General features: G+C 71.1%; 16 protein-coding genes. 9 read left to right on the top strand and 7 right to left on the bottom strand.

The annotated features are described in order from the left end of the window. Positions 1-5 precede the first annotated feature (5 nt). From paaZ to ACIBI9_RS36720, 5 genes are all read right to left on the bottom strand, one after another. Positions 6-1,547 carry a phenylacetic acid degradation bifunctional protein PaaZ gene (gene paaZ / locus ACIBI9_RS36740; protein WP_397229087.1) on the bottom strand — a complete coding sequence of 514 codons (1,542 nt, stop codon included), beginning with the start codon at positions 1,545-1,547 and terminating at the stop codon, positions 6-8. Further along, the gene (locus tag ACIBI9_RS36735; protein WP_397229085.1) at positions 1,544-2,401 is read right to left on the bottom strand and encodes a 3-hydroxyacyl-CoA dehydrogenase family protein; all 858 of its coding nucleotides are present in this window, start codon (positions 2,399-2,401) and stop codon (positions 1,544-1,546) included. Before ACIBI9_RS36735 ends, paaZ begins: the two co-directional genes overlap by 4 nt. A gap of 139 nt (positions 2,402-2,540) precedes the next feature. Further along, positions 2,541-3,467: a hypothetical protein gene (locus ACIBI9_RS36730; protein WP_397229083.1), complete on the bottom strand. Its 927-nt coding sequence runs from the start codon at positions 3,465-3,467 to the stop codon at positions 2,541-2,543. Continuing rightward, entirely contained in the window at positions 3,464-3,805 is a 342-nt protein-coding gene (locus tag ACIBI9_RS36725) for a PadR family transcriptional regulator (RefSeq protein ID WP_397229081.1), read from the bottom strand. The genes ACIBI9_RS36730 and ACIBI9_RS36725 overlap by 4 nt, the downstream gene beginning before the upstream one ends. Positions 3,806-3,837: 32 nt before the next feature. Next, positions 3,838-5,040, bottom strand: coding sequence for an alginate lyase family protein (locus ACIBI9_RS36720; protein ID WP_397229079.1), 1,203 nt, complete (start codon positions 5,038-5,040; stop codon positions 3,838-3,840). A gap of 193 nt (positions 5,041-5,233) precedes the next feature. Between ACIBI9_RS36720 and ACIBI9_RS36715 the strand changes: the two genes are divergently transcribed. The 3 genes from ACIBI9_RS36715 to ACIBI9_RS36705 all read left to right on the top strand — a co-directional run bounded on the left by ACIBI9_RS36715 (position 5,234) and on the right by ACIBI9_RS36705 (position 8,128). Further along, complete coding sequence (locus tag ACIBI9_RS36715) at positions 5,234-6,793, top strand: hypothetical protein (protein ID WP_397229077.1); 1,560 nt, start codon at positions 5,234-5,236, stop codon at positions 6,791-6,793. A 29-nt stretch (positions 6,794-6,822) separates the two neighbouring features. Then, positions 6,823-7,683, top strand: coding sequence for an RNA polymerase sigma-70 factor (locus tag ACIBI9_RS36710; RefSeq protein WP_397229075.1), 861 nt, complete (start codon positions 6,823-6,825; stop codon positions 7,681-7,683). A 91-nt stretch (positions 7,684-7,774) separates the two neighbouring features. After that, the gene (locus ACIBI9_RS36705; RefSeq protein ID WP_397229073.1) at positions 7,775-8,128 is read left to right on the top strand and encodes a DoxX family protein; all 354 of its coding nucleotides are present in this window, start codon (positions 7,775-7,777) and stop codon (positions 8,126-8,128) included. A gap of 116 nt (positions 8,129-8,244) precedes the next feature. Here the strand turns inward: ACIBI9_RS36705 and ACIBI9_RS36700 are convergent, their stop codons facing one another. Continuing rightward, the gene (locus ACIBI9_RS36700) at positions 8,245-9,330 is read right to left on the bottom strand and encodes a glycoside hydrolase family 76 protein (RefSeq protein WP_397229476.1); all 1,086 of its coding nucleotides are present in this window, start codon (positions 9,328-9,330) and stop codon (positions 8,245-8,247) included. Between the two features lie 23 nt (positions 9,331-9,353). Next, positions 9,354-10,454, bottom strand: a complete 1,101-nt coding sequence (locus tag ACIBI9_RS36695; protein ID WP_397229071.1) for a GntR family transcriptional regulator — start codon at positions 10,452-10,454, stop codon at positions 9,354-9,356. 134 nt (positions 10,455-10,588) lie between these two features. Between ACIBI9_RS36695 and ACIBI9_RS36690 the strand changes: the two genes are divergently transcribed. The 6 genes from ACIBI9_RS36690 (at position 10,589) to ACIBI9_RS36665 (ending at position 18,055) form a co-directional block, all read left to right on the top strand. After that, positions 10,589-11,851, top strand: coding sequence for a glycoside hydrolase family 125 protein (locus tag ACIBI9_RS36690; protein ID WP_397229069.1), 1,263 nt, complete (start codon positions 10,589-10,591; stop codon positions 11,849-11,851). Beyond that, positions 11,848-12,786 (top strand): carbohydrate ABC transporter permease, encoded by a 939-nt coding sequence (locus ACIBI9_RS36685; RefSeq protein ID WP_397229067.1) that lies wholly within the window; start codon positions 11,848-11,850, stop codon positions 12,784-12,786. Before ACIBI9_RS36690 ends, ACIBI9_RS36685 begins: the two co-directional genes overlap by 4 nt. Continuing rightward, entirely contained in the window at positions 12,783-13,649 is an 867-nt protein-coding gene (locus tag ACIBI9_RS36680) for a carbohydrate ABC transporter permease (RefSeq protein ID WP_397229065.1), read from the top strand. The genes ACIBI9_RS36685 and ACIBI9_RS36680 overlap by 4 nt, the downstream gene beginning before the upstream one ends. 31 nt (positions 13,650-13,680) lie before the next feature. Further along, the gene (locus ACIBI9_RS36675; protein WP_397229063.1) at positions 13,681-14,952 is read left to right on the top strand and encodes an ABC transporter substrate-binding protein; all 1,272 of its coding nucleotides are present in this window, start codon (positions 13,681-13,683) and stop codon (positions 14,950-14,952) included. Then, a complete protein-coding gene (locus ACIBI9_RS36670; RefSeq protein WP_397229061.1) occupies positions 14,949-16,832 on the top strand; it encodes a glycoside hydrolase family 76 protein in 1,884 nt (627 codons plus the stop codon). Before ACIBI9_RS36675 ends, ACIBI9_RS36670 begins: the two co-directional genes overlap by 4 nt. 134 nt (positions 16,833-16,966) lie before the next feature. After that, positions 16,967-18,055, top strand: a complete 1,089-nt coding sequence (locus ACIBI9_RS36665) for a serine hydrolase domain-containing protein (RefSeq protein WP_397229059.1) — start codon at positions 16,967-16,969, stop codon at positions 18,053-18,055. The last annotated feature ends 20 nt before the right edge of the window (positions 18,056-18,075 follow it).

The following is an 18,075-nucleotide window of genomic DNA, read 5'->3' as shown; positions in this document are numbered from 1 at the left end:
TGTCGCTACTTAACGATTGAGTCGAGTGTCGCCGGGCTGCCCTGGAGGGCGGTGCGCTGGAGGTGGGCGTGGACGGCGCGCAGGCCGCCCTCCTCCTCGCCGCCGCCCGCCCGGCCGGGGCCGCCGTGGACGAGCTGGGGCATGGGCGTGCCGTGCCCGGTGGACTCCCCCGCGCTGTCGCGGTCGAGCACCAGCAGGCGGCCGTGGTGGGCGGCGGCCCCGAGCACGACCTTCCGGACGAAGTCCGCGTCGTACGACACCACCGACCCCGCCAGCGAGCCCTCGCCGCGGGCGATCAGCTCGTCCAGCTCGGCCGCGTCGCGATAGGGAAGCAGGGTGCTCACCGGGCCGAACGCCTCCACCTCGTGCGGCTCGGGACGGTCCACGTCGTCGACGCGCAGCAGCAGCGGCGACAGGAACGCCCCGCGCCCGGCGTCGGCGCCGACCACCTCGACCTTGTCCGGGTCTCCATGGACCACCGACCCGGCCCGGGCCAGCCGGGCGACTGCCGCCCGCACGTCCTCGCGCTGGGCGAGGCCGACGAGCGCGCCCATCGTCACGCCGTCCGCGCCCGGCGCGCCGACGACGACCCGCGCGAGGCGGGCCGCGACCGCTTCGGAAACGGCTTCGACGAGGTTCGCGGGGACGAACGCGCGCCGGATCGCCGTACACTTCTGCCCCGCCTTGACCGTCATCTCGGTCACCAGGGCGTCGGCGAACAGGTCGAACTCCGGCTCCCCCGGCACGGCGTCCGGGCCGAGCACCGAGCAGTTCAGCGAGTCGGCCTCGGCGTTGAAGCGCGCCGAGCGGCGGGTGACGGCGGGGTCGGACCGCAGCCGGGCGGCCGTGGCCGCGGAGCCGGTGAAGCCGATGTGGTCCTGCCCGCCGAGCAGGTCGAACAGCCCCGGCACGCTCCCCGCCACGAGCTGGATCGCGCCCGGCGGCAGCGCGTCCGCGATGATCCGCACGGCGTGCGCGGCGATGTACGCGGTCGGGGTGGCGGGCTTGACGATCGTCGGCAGCCCGGCGAGCAGCGCGGGCGCGAGCTTCTCCAGCATGCCCCAGACCGGGAAGTTGAACGCGTTGATCTGCAGCGAGAGGCCGCGCGGGGTGGTGAGGACGTGGCGGCCCGCGAACGTGCCGCCCTTACCGAGCGGGATCGGGTCGTCCTCGACGATGAGCGTGTGGTCGGGCAGGCCCTTGCGGGCCAGGCTCGCGTACACGAGGGCCGTGCCGATGCCGCCGTCCACGTCCACCGCGGCGTCGCGCCGGGTGGCCCCGGCCCGTGCCGACAGCTCGTACAGCTCCTGCCTGCGCTCCTGCAGCGCCAGGGCCGCGGCCTTGAGCGCGGCGGCCCGCTGGGGGAAGGTCAGCTCGCCGAGCGCGGCCAGGCCGGTGCGGCGGGCGTACGCCACGGCGGCGGCGAGGTCGAGCCCCTCGCTGCTGACCCGGGTGACGATCTCGCCGGTCACGGCGTCGGCTACCGGGACGCCTTCTCCGCGCCCTGCGCGCCAGGCCCCTTCGAGGTAGTTCTCCAGCGTGCTCACGACTCGCTCCAGTCGTAGAAGCCCTTGCCGGTCTTGCGCCCCAGGTGGCCCTGCTCGACGAGCCGGACGAGCAGGTCGGGCGGGGTGAAGCGGGGGCCGAGCTCGCGTTCGAGGTAGCGGGCGATGCCCAGCCGGACGTCCAGGCCGACGAGGTCGGTCAGGCGCAGCGGCCCGGTCGGGTGTCCGTAGCCGAGCGTCATCGCGGCGTCGATGTCCTCGGCCGAGGCGACGCCGGACTCGACCATGCGGATCGCCTCCAGCCCGAGGGCGACGCCGAGCCTGCTGCTGGCGAAGCCGGGCGAGTCGCGGACGACCACGGCCGTCTTGCCGATCGCCTCGACCCACGCCACGGCCCGCTCCCGCAGGGCCGGGTCGGTGGCGGTCGCGACGACCACCTCGACGAGCCTGCTGGCCGGGACGGGGTTGAAGAAGTGCAGCCCGAGGAAGCGCTCGGGGCGGGCGAGCGCCTGGGCGAGCGTGTCGAGCGAGATGCTGCTGGTGTTGGAGGCGATCACGACCTCCGGCCCGACCGCGTCCTCTGCGGCGCGCAGCGTGACGAGCTTGAGGTCGACGTCCTCGGGCACCGCCTCGATCACCAGCCCGGCCGCGGCCAGCCCGGCGGGGTCCGTCACCGTGGCCAGGCGGGCCATCGGCGCGCCGGCGTCCTCGATCAGGCCGCGCTTCGCGCTGCCCTCGACCGCCCGCGCCACCCGGTCCCGCGCGGCGGCCGCGGCCTCGCCGTCGCGCTCCACCAGAGTGACGCGGCAGCCCGCGAGGAGCAGGGCGTGGGCGATGCCGGCGCCCATGCGCCCGCCGCCCACCACCCCGCACCGCTCCGGCAACGTCTGGGTCATCGCAGTCCTCCTGTGGCGAGCTCCTGGGCGCGGGACGCCGATGCGCTGGACGCGGTCATGCCCCGTACGCTCACAGGTACTCAACTTGCCACAATTTCATGGAGCTGCGAAAGACTTGTGTAGCGGATTTATGGCAGGGTCAGAGTCTGGCCACCTCGCGCGGCGCCGTGCTGGAGACCTCGCGTGGGCCGCCGAGGTAAGCGGTGACGACGAAGAGGATCAGGGCCACGCCCACCACGACGATCGCCTGCGTGCCGACGCCGGACCACATCACCAGCATGAGCATCCGCGCCAGCAGGAGGGGGAGGAACACCGGGATCAGCAGCATGACGCTCCTGCGGCCGAGCGCGGACCGCGCGGCCATCCCGCAGGCGACGGCGGCCAGGCCGAAGGGAACCAGCTCCCCCAGGACGCCGACCGGCCACAGCAGCAGGACCGCGTTCGACGCCAGCACGACGGCGAACCCGATGAGCAACCGGCCTCGGCCGATCAGCCGCACTCCCCGCCGCGGAGACACGGCACCGGTCAGGAGCGCCGCCGTGGCCAGGAACGGGAGCAGGACCAGGCCGAGGGGCCAGATCTCACTCGTGCGCCAGGCGAGACCCGAGGACGCCATCGGGACCACCATGTCCGCGCCGAACCAGATGGCCGCCGCCCAGGCCGAGCAGGCCGCGCTCCACCTGCGACCACGCCAGGCGAGCCCCGCAGCCAGCAGCAGGAGAAGGATCTGGAGCGACAGCTGGACGGCGGCGCTCGTCACGTCCCTCGACAGGATGCGGTTCACGCTCGGGGGGAGGTACTGGGCCAGCAGCACCAGCGGGCCGAGGAGCGCGGCGACGGAGGTCGCCGCACGCCACCGCGCCAGCGCCTGGGGGCTGGCGGCCATGCGTAAGCGAATGGCGACCGCGCCACCGATCAGGTCGGCGAGATCACGCGCGCTCGGATGGCGGCGGCCGGGCTCCGCCGTCTCCATGAGCACGCCGAGCATCTCCTGCTCGTGCCTGGCCCGGTGGTCGCGAGGGTAGAGGCGGAGAAGCCGGCGGTAGTCTCGTTCGAGGCTGCTCACGAGGCCCCTCCGACCTGGTGGAGGCGCAGCCGGGTGACCGCGGTCCGCGCGTTGCGCTGGAGCCGCGCCGCCTCCGCGGTCAGGCGCAGGCCTCCCTCCGCGGTCAGCCGGTAGTAGCGGCGCAGCCGCCCGTCGACGACCTCCTCCCGGTCCTCCTCGATCAGCCCTTCGGCCTGGAGCCGGTCCAGGGCGGCGTACAGGGTGCCGGCCCTCAGGCGCAGCTCCCCCTGGGAGATGCGCTCGACGTCGGCGATGATGCCGTAACCGTGCTGGGGCTCCTGCGCCAGCGAGGTCAGTATGAGGAACGAAGGCTCCTGCAAGGCACGGAACTTTGTCACATGCCCTTTATATACCGTCAGTCGATATATGCCTAGTTGGGATTGCCGGCGTGGGTGAGGGTCTCCCAGGCGACGAAGAGGTTGTTGGTACCCGCCGGGCGCTGCCGCTCGGTGAGGGTCTGCGTGTTGCTCATCGCGATGCCCATGCGGTTGTGCAGGGCGTTGAAGCCGACCTCGGTGACCGGCCCCAGGCCCAGGGTGAGGCTCCCGCCGCACAGCCACGCCGGCACGGCCGTGCCGAGCTGGTACTTGGCGTGCAGGCCGAGCGCGTGCCGCAGCCGGTCGGCGATCTCGGGGTAGAGGTCCTGCCCCTGGATGCGGGCCGTCTCGGCGATGTGCGCGATCGACGCCAGGCCGTACCCGGTGTGGGTGAAGTCGCGGCACGTCTCCTGGGAGAGCCCGTCGACGAAGGTGTCCTGGCCCTGCCAGTAGTCGACGACCTCGGCCCGCGTGTCGATGCCGCTGCCCGCCGGCCCCCTCGGGTAGGCGCCGTCGGAGGTGAGGTAGATGTAGGCGGGCACGCGGGCCCGGAACGTGCTCACGGCCTTGTCGTAGGCGGCCTTGTCCTGCAGGAACACCGCGATCCCGATCGTCGCGTCCATCATCGTCAGTTCCCAGTTGCCGTTCGTGCGGGCGCTGCCGTTGATGATCTCGGGCAGGTAGACGTCACGGAGCATGGTCGCGAAGCGATTGACGCCCGTGGCGGACCACCCGGTGTAGGTGTAGCGGATGATCTCGGCCGCCCTGGGCCAGGACGATCCCGCCCAACCGGTCTGGAGCGGCGCGTTGCTGTTGGTGTGGTCGCTGATCACGGCGGACCAGGCGTCCATGATCTGGATCGCCTTCTGCGCGTACCGGCTGTCCCCCGAGATGTACCAGGCCAGCGCGTCGGTGTAGGCGGCCAGCGCGTCCTGGCGCTCGTCCGTGCAGCCGTTGTTGGGGTTGGAGTACGGGCCGCACTCCACGACGGCCCGCGGCTTCGGGGTCCGCGACAGCGACGCGAGCGGGCTCGCGATCATCTGGTCGTAGGCGCCCTTCCACGGCTGGGCCCCGGCGTTGACCTTGGCGCGGACGAAGTCGAGCTGGGCCTTGCTGACGAGCACGCCGGGATGCGCGAAGGCGGCCGGCGCCGTCCGGGCCACGGCGGCGGGCGGAGACAGGACGGCGGTGATCAGGGGGATCGCCAGGGCGATGGCGAGTGACGACAGGATCCCGCGACGACGGGGACGGAGCACGGACCCCACTCCTTATTTAGGAAAGTTTCCTAAAGGTCGGTGTGATCGTAGCCCTGACACCTCGCCTTGACAAGTGATACGGGGCCGCTGACCGTCCACCCCTCACGATCCGCAGCACCCAGCCGGTCACCGCGTAGGAGCCGCCATCTGAGCCGCGGCGGCCGCCCGGCCGGATAGGGTTCGTGATCATTTGGTGAAGATCGCGCGAGAAGGGCGGGCCGTCGTGCTCTCCGTACCGATCCGCGGGCCGCAGCGGGTTCAGCCGGTGTTCTGGTGGTGGCTGGCGGCCGCGTACGCGTTGTGGGAGATCGTCCTGCCCGTGCTGGTGCCCCCTCGGCGGATCATGTGCGGCGGGATGCCGATCGTCCACCGGGTCAGCCCCGCCCGGCGGGCCGCGGCCGACGTGGCCGAGGTGATCGGAGACTCGCTGTATCTGGCGGGGCCGTTCCTCCTGGCGATGATCGCCGTGTTCGCGGCCAGGAGCGACGGCGCCCGCGTGCCGCTGCGCGTCGCCGCGCTGGGGTTCGGGCTCCTCGCGCTGCCCGAGGCGCTGGTGGTCGCCGAGGACCTGCTTGCCCCGCCCATGGAGCCGCCGCCCGGCTGCCTGCCGGAGCGGGAGCCGGAGCCGGCGGTGCTCCGGATCCTGTCGATCGCGCTGTCGTGGGTCGTCTCCCCGCTGACGGTGGTCCTGCTGGCAGGCCTGCACGTACGTCCCGACCGCGGCTCCGTCCTGCGGCTGGTCGCGGCGATCGTGGTGGTCGTGCTTCTCGTGCAGGCCGTACGGATCCTGCCGGAGCGGCCGGTGGGCCCACCGCCGGCGGACGACGGCACGCCGCGCTACGCGGTGCTCGGCAATGGCATGCCCACGACCGTGGACCTGGTGACGGGCCGGATCGCCCACGAATATGTGCCTCATCTCGGCACGCGCGTCGCGCAGCTCCAGGCGGTCGCCGCCACCCGGCGGCCGGGCGAGTACGTCGCCGGCGTACGACTGGAGAGAGGCCCGGACGAATGGTCGACGCGGGGATTCGTCTCGCGCCTGCACCGCCTCACGGTGGACGCCGACGGCCAGGCGAAGCTGGGCGAGGCCCTGTCCGGCCGGTTGACCGGGGTCGTCGGCCGCGTCACGGTGTCGCCCGAGGGCCGCATCGCCTACGCCCTCAGCGCGGAAGGCCACGACAACCAGACCCAGTCGTACGCGGGCGTGCTCGCCCCTCACCGGGAGTGGCCCGCGAAAGCGCACGGCCTCTACTGGAGAGACGCCCACACCTTGGCGCTGCCGGACGATCTCGGCACCACCCCGCTCACCCCCGGTTCCGCGACCGGCCCCTTCCAGTGGTGGGAGGCCGCCATCGACGTGCGGCTGCCGCCGTCGGACCCGCGCTCCACGGCGGGACGCGTCCCGGCACCCCGGGAGGCCGGCAGCCACACGCTTCCGCTCCCCTTGCCGGGCGGGCGGACCCTGCGGGTGCGCCACGGCAGCTACGCGGAGCGGTCACAACTGCTGCTGTACGAGGGTGAGCGGAAGGTCGCCACGGTGCTCACGCTCGGCTGCGGCGACATCGTGTCGCTGGCCGCGGACCCGTCCGGCCGGCATGTCCTGCTCGGCAAGGACAACGAGAACGATCCGACCGCCGGCAACAATCCGTGCGGCGGCGCGAGTTACGAGCTGCTGCGCCTCAGCCTCGCGCCCGGGTTCAACCACAAGGTCGTCTGGCGGGGCGAGAGCTCCGTCCACGAGCTCACCTGGTAAGCCCTCTTCATATGGACGGGGGGCTGCGCATGTCTGAGGCCGAGCGGAGGTTCACCGAGCACCGCGGTCTGCTGCATGCCGTGGCATACCGGGTGCTGGGCAGCGTCACCGAGGCCGAGGACGTGGTGCAGGATGCCTGGCTGCGCTGGAGCCGCGTCGAAGTGGCCGCCGTCGCGGACGCCGAAGGCTATCTGGTGCGGGTGGTCACCCGCCTGGCGATCGACCGGCTGCGCAGCGCGCGCGTGCGGCGCGAGTCCTATGTCGGGCCGTGGCTGCCCGAGCCGATGCTCACCCGTCCGGACGTCGCCGAGGACGTGGTGCTCGCCGACTCGGTGTCGACCGCGATGCTGCTCGTACTGGAGGTCCTGTCGCCGACGGAGCGCGCGGTGTTCGTGCTGAGCGAGGCCTTCGGTTACAGCCACCCGGAGATAGCGCGGTTCGTCGGGCGCAGCCACGCGGCCGTGCGGCAGATCGCGCACCGCGCCAAGAAGGCGGTCGAGGAACGGCGCCACCGCTACGACACCGATCCGGCGACCACCCAGCAGGCCACCGAGCGGTTCCTGGCCGCCTGCCTCGGCGGCGACCTGAAGGCCCTGCTGGAGGTGCTGGCACCGGACGTGACGATGGTGAGCGACGGCGGCGGCCTCACCGGCGCACCCCGCAAGCCGATCCACGGACACGAGTACGTGGCCCGCGCGATCGTCATCCTCTCCAAGCGCATGCCCGACGACTCGCACGCCCAGGTGCTCCAGGTCAACGGCGGCCCGGGGATCGTCGTCCGTTCGGGCCGCACGCCGGTACTGGCGATCACCTTGCATCTGGTCGATGGGGCGATCAAGACGGTGCACGTGGTCAGCAACCCGGAGAAGCTCGCCGGCGTGGCGCCATGACCTATGTCACATGAGCACGCTGTCACTCCCTGGGGCGCTGCCCCGTCCGTGAGGCGACCGACCGGCCGTCCTCACGGAGAAGGAGACCTTCGTGTTCGCCATCTACCTCGCCATCACCGTCCTCGCCTCGGCGATCACCGGCTTGGCCGCCGTCGCCAACCTCATCGGCCACGACTACCCCAAGCGCCAGGCGGACAACATGGGCGTCCCCCACTCCTGGATGCTCCCGTTGGGCCTGCTGCTGGGGGCGGGCGCGCTGGGGCTGCTGGCCGGGTTCGCCGTGCCGGCGCTGGGCACCCTCGCCGCCGCCGGGCTGGTGCTGTACTTCCTGGGCGCGTTCGCCGTCCACCTGCGGGCCCGCGACCACCACTTCGGCCCCTGGGCCGTGTTCTTCTCCCTGGCGGCGGCCGCCCTGGCCGTGAACCTGGCCCATCACGGCCTCTGATCCCTGGGCCGGGCGCCGTGGCGGGCACGGCCGGCGCCCACCTCACGTAGTCGCCGGCCCGGTCCAGGCGCAGGCCGGGCCAGAGTCGCGCCGCCGCCTCCGTGTGAAGACGGCTGTCAGCGGCTGCCTCCCGGCTGCCCGGGCAGAGGTACGCGTGGCGACGTCAGGGCGGCGCACACCTCCGTGGCCATGGCCGCGCTGAGCTGGGCCGACAGGGGGACCTTCGCCCCGGGCGGGCGGTTCCACCGGTCGCTCGCGAGGACGAGGCCGTCGCGGCCGCACGACCGCCACAGGTGTTCGGTGCTGTCCAGCACGAAGGCCCTGACCTCGGGCACCTCTGCGGCCTCGATGAGCTCGCGGGCGTAGCGGTAGTAGACGCCCTTGAACAGTCCCTCGTCGCCGCCCTCCCCCTCGGCGGCGAACACGCCGTCCACGCTCAGCTCCGCGATGGCCGTCCGGGCGGTCCGGGCGGCGCGGGAGAGGTGGTCCTCCTCACCCGGAGTGCGGGCGAGTTCGACGCACGCGCCGATGTACAGACCCTGGTTGTACGTGAAGCGCCAGTCCTCGTCGATCGCGTGGTCCTCCTGGCGGTTGACGCCGTCGTACACGAACCCGTCCGGTCGTACGAGCGTGGCCTCCAGCCAGTCCATGACCCGCCGGCCCTGCTCCAGGTAGCGCCGGTCGCCCGTGTGCCGGTGCAGCCGCGCCGAGAGGATGACGAACGGGGCGTTGGCGGGGGTGTTCTTGTAGTACGGCTGGGAGACGCGCCACGCGATGCCGCCGCCCTCGTGCTCGTTCCAGCCGTGGTCGAGGACGTGCTGCCAGAGCGCGACGGCCTCGCCGTACAGCTCGCTCTCCCCCGTCGCCTCGGCCAGGCGCAGGATCGCCAGGGCGAGCCAGAGCATGTCGTCGAAGTAGTCGTTGAAGAGCGCTCCCCCGTTGCGCCGCAGGATCCCGTCGTGGATGCGTCTGGCCTGCTCCAGACGTGCCGGGTCCGAGGTCCGCAGGTACGCGTCGATCCGGACGTCGACGGCGTGGGCCAGCCACCAGTAGTTGAAGACGTCGTTGTCGCCGGGCTCCAGCGGATACCAGTTGTTGAACAGTTGCTCCCCGGGGGCGGCGAAGTAGTGATCGAGGCTGCGCTGGGCCAGGTCGGCGCGGTGGTTCCACACGTCGGACTTCCACTCGCCGGACTTCCACACGTCGGACAAGGATTCTCCGTCCATCAAACGGGTTCGACGATCGTGAAGGGCACGATGGAGCGGGCGGGGACGGGCTCGCCGCGCGTCTGGGCGAGCAGCAGGTCCACCGCGCGCCTGCCCATCTCGCGCTGGTCCTGCCGTACGTGGAGGAAGGCAGGCCCCGCGACGGGGTCGAGCGGCGAGTCGAAGCAGGCGATGACCGGGCCGTCGATCGCCCGGTCCAGCACCCGCGCCAGGTTGTACTCGCAGACCACGAACGCGGTGACCTGGGGTTCGCGGGCCTGGAAGGCGCGGATGCGCTCGATGTCGGCCAGCACGTTCTCCGGGGTGAAGGCGCCGGGCAGGGTGCTGGACAGCTCGGTCAGGTGATGCTGCTGATCGAGCGGCAGGCCGCGGGCGGCGCAGGCGGCGCGGAAGCCCTCCAGCCGCTCCTCGATGCTGGAGGTGTTCTCCGGCGGGGGCGAGGCGAAGGCGACGTGGCGGTGCCCCTGGTCGAGCAGGCGCTCGGTCAGCGCGCGGGCGGCGGCCACGTTGTCCGTGTGCACGGCGCACACCTGGATCCCGGCCAGGTAGCGGTCGACGAGGACCAGCGGGTGGCCGTCGAGGATGGTCCGCAGCAGGCCGGCGTTGTAGTACTCGCCGTGGACGGGGAACACGATCAGGCCGTCGGCGAGCCCCGAGTCCACCATCGACTCGATCGCCTTCTCCTCCTCCTCCTGGCTGCCGCGGGTGCGCTTGATCACCAGGGTGATGCCCCGCTCGGCGCAGCGCTCCTCCACCGCGCACAGCAGCTCCAGCCCGTACGCCTCCGACGCGTCCGGATAGATCATCGCGATAGCCCCGGGGACGCGCTCCCCGTCGGCGGGACGCGCGGCGGGCGTGAGCCGGTCGAGGTCGGGAAGGTCCGCGGCCACGAACGAGCCCTTGCCGCGGATCCGATGGACGACGCCGGCCTCCCGGAGGAGTTCGAGCGCCTTCTTGGAGGTGATGCGGCTGACCTCGAACCGCTCGGCGAGCTCCATCTCCGAGGGCACGCGGTCGCCCGGGGCCAGGGCTCCTCGCCTGACCTCGTCCAGCAGGTAGTCGACGATCCGCTCGTACAGCAGCGGGCCTCTCTCAGCCACTCTTCCCCTTCGCCGTTCAGTTGGCATGTCAACTCATCCAGATATATATCATCTCATGTCTCGATGTTTCAGGCATATTGACTTATGACAACTTGATTTCTACGTTTCCCTCAAGCGACATCGAAGGGAACCGTGTGAAAGCCGTACATGACCTCGCCGACAAGGTCGAGCCCTTACTCGCGCGGCGGCACCCCGAGGCCGCCGCGATGTTACGGCAGTGCCTGCTCAACACGCTGGAAACCACGGTCAGGCCGCTGCCGGACGGGACGACGTTCGTGCTCACCGGCGACATCCCGGCGATGTGGCTGCGCGACTCCGCGGCCCAGGTCGAGCCGTACGTGCGGCACGCGGCCGCCGACGACGAGGTCCGCCGCATGGTGCGCGGGGTGATCCACCGGCAGGCCGGGTACGTCGCGATCGACCCGTACGCCAACGCGTTCAACGAGAGCCCCGACGGCCAGGGCCACCACGACGACGTGCCGCGCGCGGGGCCGTGGGTCTGGGAGCGGAAATGGGAGCTGGACTCCCTGTGCCATCCGATCCGGCTGCTGCACCTCTACTGGGAGGCGACCGGCGACGCCTCGGTGTTCGACGAGTCCGTGTACCGCATGCTGGTCTCCGTCGTCGGCACGATGCGCGCCGAGCAGCGGCCCGAGCGCTCGCCGTACCGCTTCGTCCGGCCGGATCCCTGGCTGCCCACCGACACGCTGGTCGACGAGGGACGCGGCCCGACCTGCGGGTACACGGGCATGGTCCGTTCCGCGTTCCGGCCGAGCGACGACGCGTGCACGTACGGCTTCCTCGTCCCGGCCAACATGTTCGCCGTCGTCGTCCTGGGACAGCTGGCCAGGTTCGCGCGGGAGATCTACGCGGACTCCAGCCTGGCCGAGGACGCCGTACGGCTGCGGGAAGAGATCGACGACGGCATCCGTCGGCATGCCGTCGTCCGCCACCCCGTCCACGGCGAGATCTACGCCTACGAGACCGACGGCCTCGGCAACCACCTGCTGATGGACGACGCCAACATCCCCAGCCTGCTCTCGATCCCCTACCTGGGATACCGGCCGGCGTCCGATCCGACGTACCGCAACACGCGCGCCTTCGTGCTCAGCCCCGGCAACCCGCACTACGCCGAGGGGCGGTACGCGCGGGGCGTGGGCAGCCCGCATACCAAGTCCGGACATGTCTGGCCGTTGTCGCTGATCATGCAGGGCCTGACGTCCGCCGACGCGTCGGAGCGGGACGAGCTGCTGGCCGTGCTCGCGGCGACGACGGCCGGCACCGGATACGTCCACGAGAGCTTCGACCCCGACGATCCCGGCGTCTTCACCCGCCCCTGGTTCGGCTGGGCCAACAGCCTGTTCGCGCAGTTCGCCATGGAGGTGGCACTGACATGACCCAGACGCTCGCCGGCCGGTCCGCGGCCGGCCGCGCATCCCCGGGCCACGCCCGGCCCGGGGGCTCCCTGCTGAGCCGGCACCAGGCGCGGGCCGGGGCCCTGTTCGCCGCGCCGCCGATGGTGCTGTTCCTCGTCTTCACCGTGCTGCCCGTCATCGGCGCCCTCGGCCTCAGCTTCACCTCGTACGACGTGCTGACCCCGCCGACCTGGGCCGGGCTCGCGAACTACGCCAGGTTGATCGAGGACGCCACCTTCGCCCTCACGCTGAAGAACATCCTGCTGTACTGCGCGATGTTCGTGCCCGCGATGATCGCCGTCTCGCTGCTGCTCGCGGTGGCGCTCAACAGCAGGCTCCCGGCGATGGGCGTCTTCCGCACCGTCTACTACATCCCCGTGGTCACCTCCCCCGTGGCCGCCGCGACCGTGTGGACCTGGATGCTCAACAGCCACTACGGGCCGATCAACGAGATCCTCGGCTTCCTGGGCATCCCCGGCCCGGCGTGGGTGGGCGACAGCAGCACCGCCATGCTCTCGATCGTGCTGGTCACCCTGTGGCAGGGGGTCGGCTCCAACATGCTGATCTACCTCGCCGGGCTGCAGAACATCCCCGGCCACCTGTACGAGGCCGCCGCCCTGGACGGGGCGGGCCGCTGGGCGGCGTTCGCGCACATCACGTGGCCGCAGCTGCGCACCACGACGATGTTCGTCACGACGCTGTCGCTGATCGGCGCGTTCCAGCTCTTCGACCAGGCGTACGTGATGACCAAGGGCGGTCCGGGCAACTCGACCCTGACGCCCGTCTACCAGATCTACGAGACCGGCTTCAACCGGCTGCAGATGGGCTACGCCTCGGCGCAGGCGTTCACGCTCTTCCTCGTCATCGTGGCGGTCACCGTGATCAACATGCGGATCAACCGGAGTGACGAGACATGATCCGGACGATCAGAATCACCCTGTTCTACGCCGTGCTCACCGTCGTCGGGCTGTTCATGCTGCTGCCGTTCCTGTGGTCGCTGAGCACGTCGCTCAAGCCGGACGACGAGATCATCTCCCTGCCCATCAAGTGGCTGCCCACCACGATCACCTTCGAGCACTACGGGGCGGCCTTCACCACCGTCCCCTTCGCCCGCCACTTCACCAACTCGCTGCTGCTCGCCGTGGCCGGCGTCGCCACCAACCTGCTGCTCGGGTCGCTGGCCGGCTACGCGTTCGCGCGGCTGCCGTTCCGCGGCAGCCGGGCGCTGTTCCGGCTGCTGCTCGCGTCCATGATGGTGCCGTCCGTGGTGACCCTGGTGCCGTCGTTCCTCATCGTCAAGAATCTCCCGCTGGCCGGGGGCAACGATCTCACCGGCCAGGGCGGCTTCGGCCTGCTCAACACGTACTGGGCGGTCATCCTGCCGGGTGCCGTAGGGGCGTTCGCGGTGTTCATGATGCGGCAGTTCTTCCTCGCGCTGCCCAGGGAGCTGGGCGAGGCCGCCCGCGTCGACGGCTGCCCCGAGTTCCGTATCTTCTGGCGGATCTATCTGCCGCTGTGCCGTCCCGCCCTGGCCACCTTGGCGGTCTTCACCTTCGTGGCGGGCTGGAACGGCTTCCTCTGGCCGCTGATCGTGCTCAACGACCCGGACATGAGCACGATCCAGATGAGCCTGGCCGCCTTCTCCTTCAACCGGCAGACCGACTACGGGCCGCTCATGGCCGGATCGATCGTCGCCATGCTGCCCACCCTGCTGCTGTTCGCCTTCGGGCAGCGCTACCTGACTCGCGGCCTGGCCTTCACCGGCTCCGGCCTCCAGTGACACCCCCCTCTCAGAAAGGAGCCCGCCGCCGATGCACTCGACCCTGGTCAAGCGGCTGGCCGCCGCCACCCTCACCGTACTCGCGACGATCACGACCGGCTGCGCCTCGTCCGACGCCCCCTCCTCAGCGGGAGGGGTGGTGCGGCTGAAGTTCTGGGGCGACTGGTCAGGCGAGGGCGAACAGCAGTTCAGGACCATGACCGCCGCCTTCAACAAGACGCACCCCAAGATCCAGGTCGACTACGTCGTCCAGGAGGACATGCTCACCAAGTTTCTCACCGCCTCGACGTCCGGGCAGGCTCCCGACGTCATGTTCTGGGACCGCTGGCGGACGGCGAGCTACGCGCCGAAGGGCGTCCTCACCCCGATCGACGACCTGCTGAAGAAGGACGGCATCGAGCGGGAGCGCTTCTACGGCGAGGCGCTGCGCGAGCTCACCCACGGCGGCAAGCTGTACGGGCTGCCGCTCACGGTCGACGCGCGGGCCCTGTTCTACAACAAGGCCCACCTGAAGGAGGCCGGGATCGAGCCGCCGCGCACCTGGGCCGAGCTGGAGCAGGCGGCGGTGAAGCTGACCAGGCGTGAGGGCGGCAAGCTCGTCCGCGCCGGCCTGTCGATGGACGACACCGGCCTGTTCAGCATGTACCTGCGCCAGGCCGGCGGCCAGATGGTCAGCGACGACTGCTCGCGCACGACCTTCAACGGCCCGCAGGGCGTGCAGGTCCTCGACCTGTGGAGCCGCATGATCAAGGCGGGCGTCTACCAGAGCGGCTTCGAGAAGGGGCTCGGCGAGGGCACCGACGCCTTCGCGACCGGCAAGGTCTCCATGATCCTGACGGGTCCCTGGAACATCACCACGTACAAGAAGTACGGCAAGGACCTCGACTTCGGCATCGTGCCGCCGCCGACCGGGCCGCAGGGCGGCAGCGCCAGCCTCATGGGCGGCTTCGGCCTGGTGATCCCCCAGGCGGCCAAGCACAAGGACGCGGCCTGGGAGTTCGTCAAGTGGTGGACGGCCGAGAAGGACAACGCGCTGCTGTGGGCCAGGACGAGCCTGAACATCCCCGGCAACGTGCAGGCGGCGCAGGATCCCTTCTTCTCCGGCGACCCGTTCTGGAAGCCGATCCTGGACACGCTGCAGTACGCCAAGATCCGCCCCGCCTGCGCGGGCTACGCGCCCATGGAGGAGGAGGCCGTCATCCCCAACCTCCAGCTCCTCATGGAGGGCAAGACCACCGCCCAGCAGGCCCTGGCCAAGGCCCAGGAGCAGGGTGACCGGGTGCTGACGGAGAACAACCAATGAGGGCGCGCGCGGCGGCCGCCGGCCTCCTGCTGGCCGCGGCCCTGACCCTCGCCCCCGCTCCCGCGCACGCCACCGTGGCCGCCGACGCCGACGCGGCGATGTCGGCCTTCGTCTCCGCCTTCTGGGATCCGGCGAAGAAGTACTTCTACACCAACAGCGACCACCAGATCCACGCCGAGCACGCCCACGGCCCGGAAGGCGGCCTGTACACCGACTTCTGGTGGGAGGCCCAGCTGTGGGAGCTGGTGATGGACGCCTACCAGCGCACCGGCAGCGCCGCCTACCGGCAGATGATCGACGACGTCTACGCCGGTTTCGTCGCCTACTACCCCACCTTCGCCAACGACTTCAACGACGACCTGGGCTGGTGGGCGCTGGCGTGCGCGCGGGCGTACGAGATCACGCGTGACGCGACGTACCTGAACCGGTCGCGTGCCCTGTTCGACCAGATCTGGGCCGAGCAGGACTCCACGTTCGGCGGCGGCATCTGGTGGCGCAGGAGCGTGCACACCCAGAAGAACGTGGCCACCAACGCCCCGGCGGTGATCACCGCCACCAAGCTGTACGCCGCGACCGGCGACGCCGCCTACCTGACGCGGGCGCAGAGCCTGTTCGCCTGGATCAAGGGCAATCTGCAGCAGTCCGGGCACGTCTACGACCACATCGAGGGCACGGGCACCCTCGTGAAGTGGGACTTCAGCTACAACTTCGGCACCTACATCGGCGCCGCCGCCGCCCTCCACGACGCGACCGGCACCGCCTCCTACCTGACCGACGCCCGCGCGGCGGCGGACTGGGCCACCACCTACCTCACCAACGGCGGCACGATGATGCACGAGGGCTCCGACGACGCCGGGGGCTTCAAGTCGCTGCTGTTCCGCTCGCTCAACACCCTCGTCACCAAGCACGGCCAGACCCGGTACCTGCCCTTCCTCCAGCGCAACGCCACCCAGGCCTGGCGCCACCGCCGTACCGGCGACGCCCTCGCCGGCCCCGACTGGTCCGCGCCCGCCCCCGCCACGTACCTGCAGAGCCTCACCGCGGCCGCCGCGGTCAGCGCGCTCCAGCTCGTCCAGCACGACGGCAACACCGGGCTCCAGCCGGAGAACGGCGTTTACGAGGCCGAGAACGCGCTGTCGTCGGGCATCGGCGCGGAGAGCACCCAGGCCGGCTTCAGCGGCCGGGGCTACCTCGCCGGCTGGAACACGTCCGGCCAGACCCTGACCTTTCATGTCAACGTGCCCTCAGCCGGGCCGCACGAGCTGCGCTTCCGGTACGCCGCCGGCGCCGGGGACGCCTCCCGCCGGATCATCGTGAACGGCGCCCGGTCCGACCAGTCGTTCCCGTCCACCGGCGGCTGGGGCACCTGGAACACGGCCGTGCTCAACGGCGTCACGCTCGCCCGGGGCCACAACACCATCCGGGTCGAGCTGGGCTCGGGCAACTACCTCAACCTCGACCGCCTCGACGTCTCCGCCCAGCACCAGGCCGAGTCGGGCACCCTGCACGGCGTCGGCACCGAGTCCACCAACCCGGGCTTCACCGGCACCGGCTACGTGGCCGGCTGGAACGCCGACGGCCAGTGGGTGGACCTGCGGCCCGACGTCAGCCGGGCCGGCACGTACGAGCTCACCTTCCGGTACGCGGCCGCCGCGGGCGACGCCGTCCGCCACGTCTTCGTCAACGGCGGCGGAGCCGTGGACGCCCTCCGGTTCCCCTCCACGGGCTCGTGGAGCACGTGGAACACGGTGACCGTGCCGAACGTCGCGCTCCAGGAGGGGGCCAACACCGTCTCCGTCATCTTCAACGCGTCCAAGGGAAGCACGAACTGGCTCAATCTCGACGAGATGACCCTCCGTTACGTCAGCGGCCCTTCGTGAGCCCCGGGGGTCGGAGAGAACGTTCGAGCAACTCATGTTGACTAAGCCTGGATTAGTCAACTAGCGTTGCTTACCGCGCCGGCGCCTCTGCCCGGCGGATTGACCACGCCCTCTCCGACCTCCATGGAGGCTCAATGTCCATGCTCCGTACCGGCCTGCTCGTCGCCGCCCTGACCGCGACGGCCACCGCGATGACGATCCCCGCCGCCTCCGCGGCCGACCGGGGCCACGCCGAGCTCCGGCGCGCGCTCGACCAGGTCGTGGCCGACGGCGGCGGCCCCGGCATCGTCGCCGACCTCAGGGACGGCGACGCGGCCCCGTGGTTCGGGACGGCGGGAGTGGCCGACCTGAAGACCGGACGCCACCGCCGGCCGGGCGAGCACTTCCGCATCGGGAGCTTCACCAAGGCGTTCGTGGGCACGGTGGTCCTGCAGGTGGCGGCCGACGGCAAGCTGAGCCTGGACGACACGGTGGCGAAGTGGCTGCCCGGCGTGGTGGAGGAGCACCTCCGCGCGGACGGCACCAAGATCACGATCAGGCAGCTGCTCAACCACACCAGCGGGCTCCCCGACGCCGTCCCCGGCCAGGAGACCCCGCGCCCCGAGGAGCCCGGCAAGCGCTTCATCTACTCCAAGGTCAACTACAACCTCGCGGGAATGATCGTCGAGCAGGCGACCGGTTCGACCATCGCCGACGAGATCGACCGCCGCATCGCCCGCCCGCTGCACCTGATGGGCACGTACCTGCCCGGCGCCGACAACACGATCCGCGACCCGCACGCCCGGCACTACTCGAAGTTCGACGAGGCCGGCCGGCCCGCGGAGGTCCACGACGTGACCAACGCGGACCTGAGCTGGGCCGGGGCCGCCGGCGGGATGGTCTCGACCACCTCCGACCTGCAGCGGTTCCTGCGCGCCCTGCTGCGCGGCCGCCTGCTCGCGCCCGCGCAGCAGAAGGAGATGTTCACCACCGTCTCGACGGAGGGCGCGGACTGGGTCCCGAACACCAGGTACGGCCTCGGCGTCTACTCCCAGAAGCTCCCGTGCGGGGTCACGCTCTGGGGCGGGGGCGGCTTCATCCAGGGCTCGGTGACGTACGCGATGGGTGACCGCCAGGGCACCCACACGCTGGTCGCCAACGTGAACGGCGACTGGAACGACTTCCTGAAGACCTTCACCACGCTCTTCGGGACCCGCTTCTGCGACCTGACGGGCCGCCGATGAATCGATGGCGTTCCGGTGAC

It is taken from the genome of Nonomuraea sp. NPDC050451, from assembly GCF_044458585.1.
The sequence above is the reverse complement of the archived record's forward strand: the minus strand, read 5'-3'. Positions and strand labels throughout refer to the sequence as shown.

Excerpts from the sequence above, each read along its gene's own strand:
- ACIBI9_RS36735 (WP_397229085.1), bottom strand. The coding sequence starts at position 2,401 with ATGACCCAGACGTTGCCGGAGCGGTGCGGGGTGGTGGGCGGCGGGCGC.
- ACIBI9_RS36710 (WP_397229075.1), top strand. The coding sequence starts at position 6,823 with ATGTCTGAGGCCGAGCGGAGGTTCACCGAGCACCGCGGTCTGCTGCAT.
- ACIBI9_RS36685 (WP_397229067.1), top strand. The coding sequence starts at position 11,848 with ATGACCCAGACGCTCGCCGGCCGGTCCGCGGCCGGCCGCGCATCCCCG.
- ACIBI9_RS36680 (WP_397229065.1), top strand. The coding sequence starts at position 12,783 with ATGATCCGGACGATCAGAATCACCCTGTTCTACGCCGTGCTCACCGTC.
- ACIBI9_RS36675 (WP_397229063.1), top strand. The coding sequence starts at position 13,681 with ATGCACTCGACCCTGGTCAAGCGGCTGGCCGCCGCCACCCTCACCGTA.
- ACIBI9_RS36670 (WP_397229061.1), top strand. The coding sequence starts at position 14,949 with ATGAGGGCGCGCGCGGCGGCCGCCGGCCTCCTGCTGGCCGCGGCCCTG.
- ACIBI9_RS36665 (WP_397229059.1), top strand. The coding sequence starts at position 16,967 with ATGTCCATGCTCCGTACCGGCCTGCTCGTCGCCGCCCTGACCGCGACG.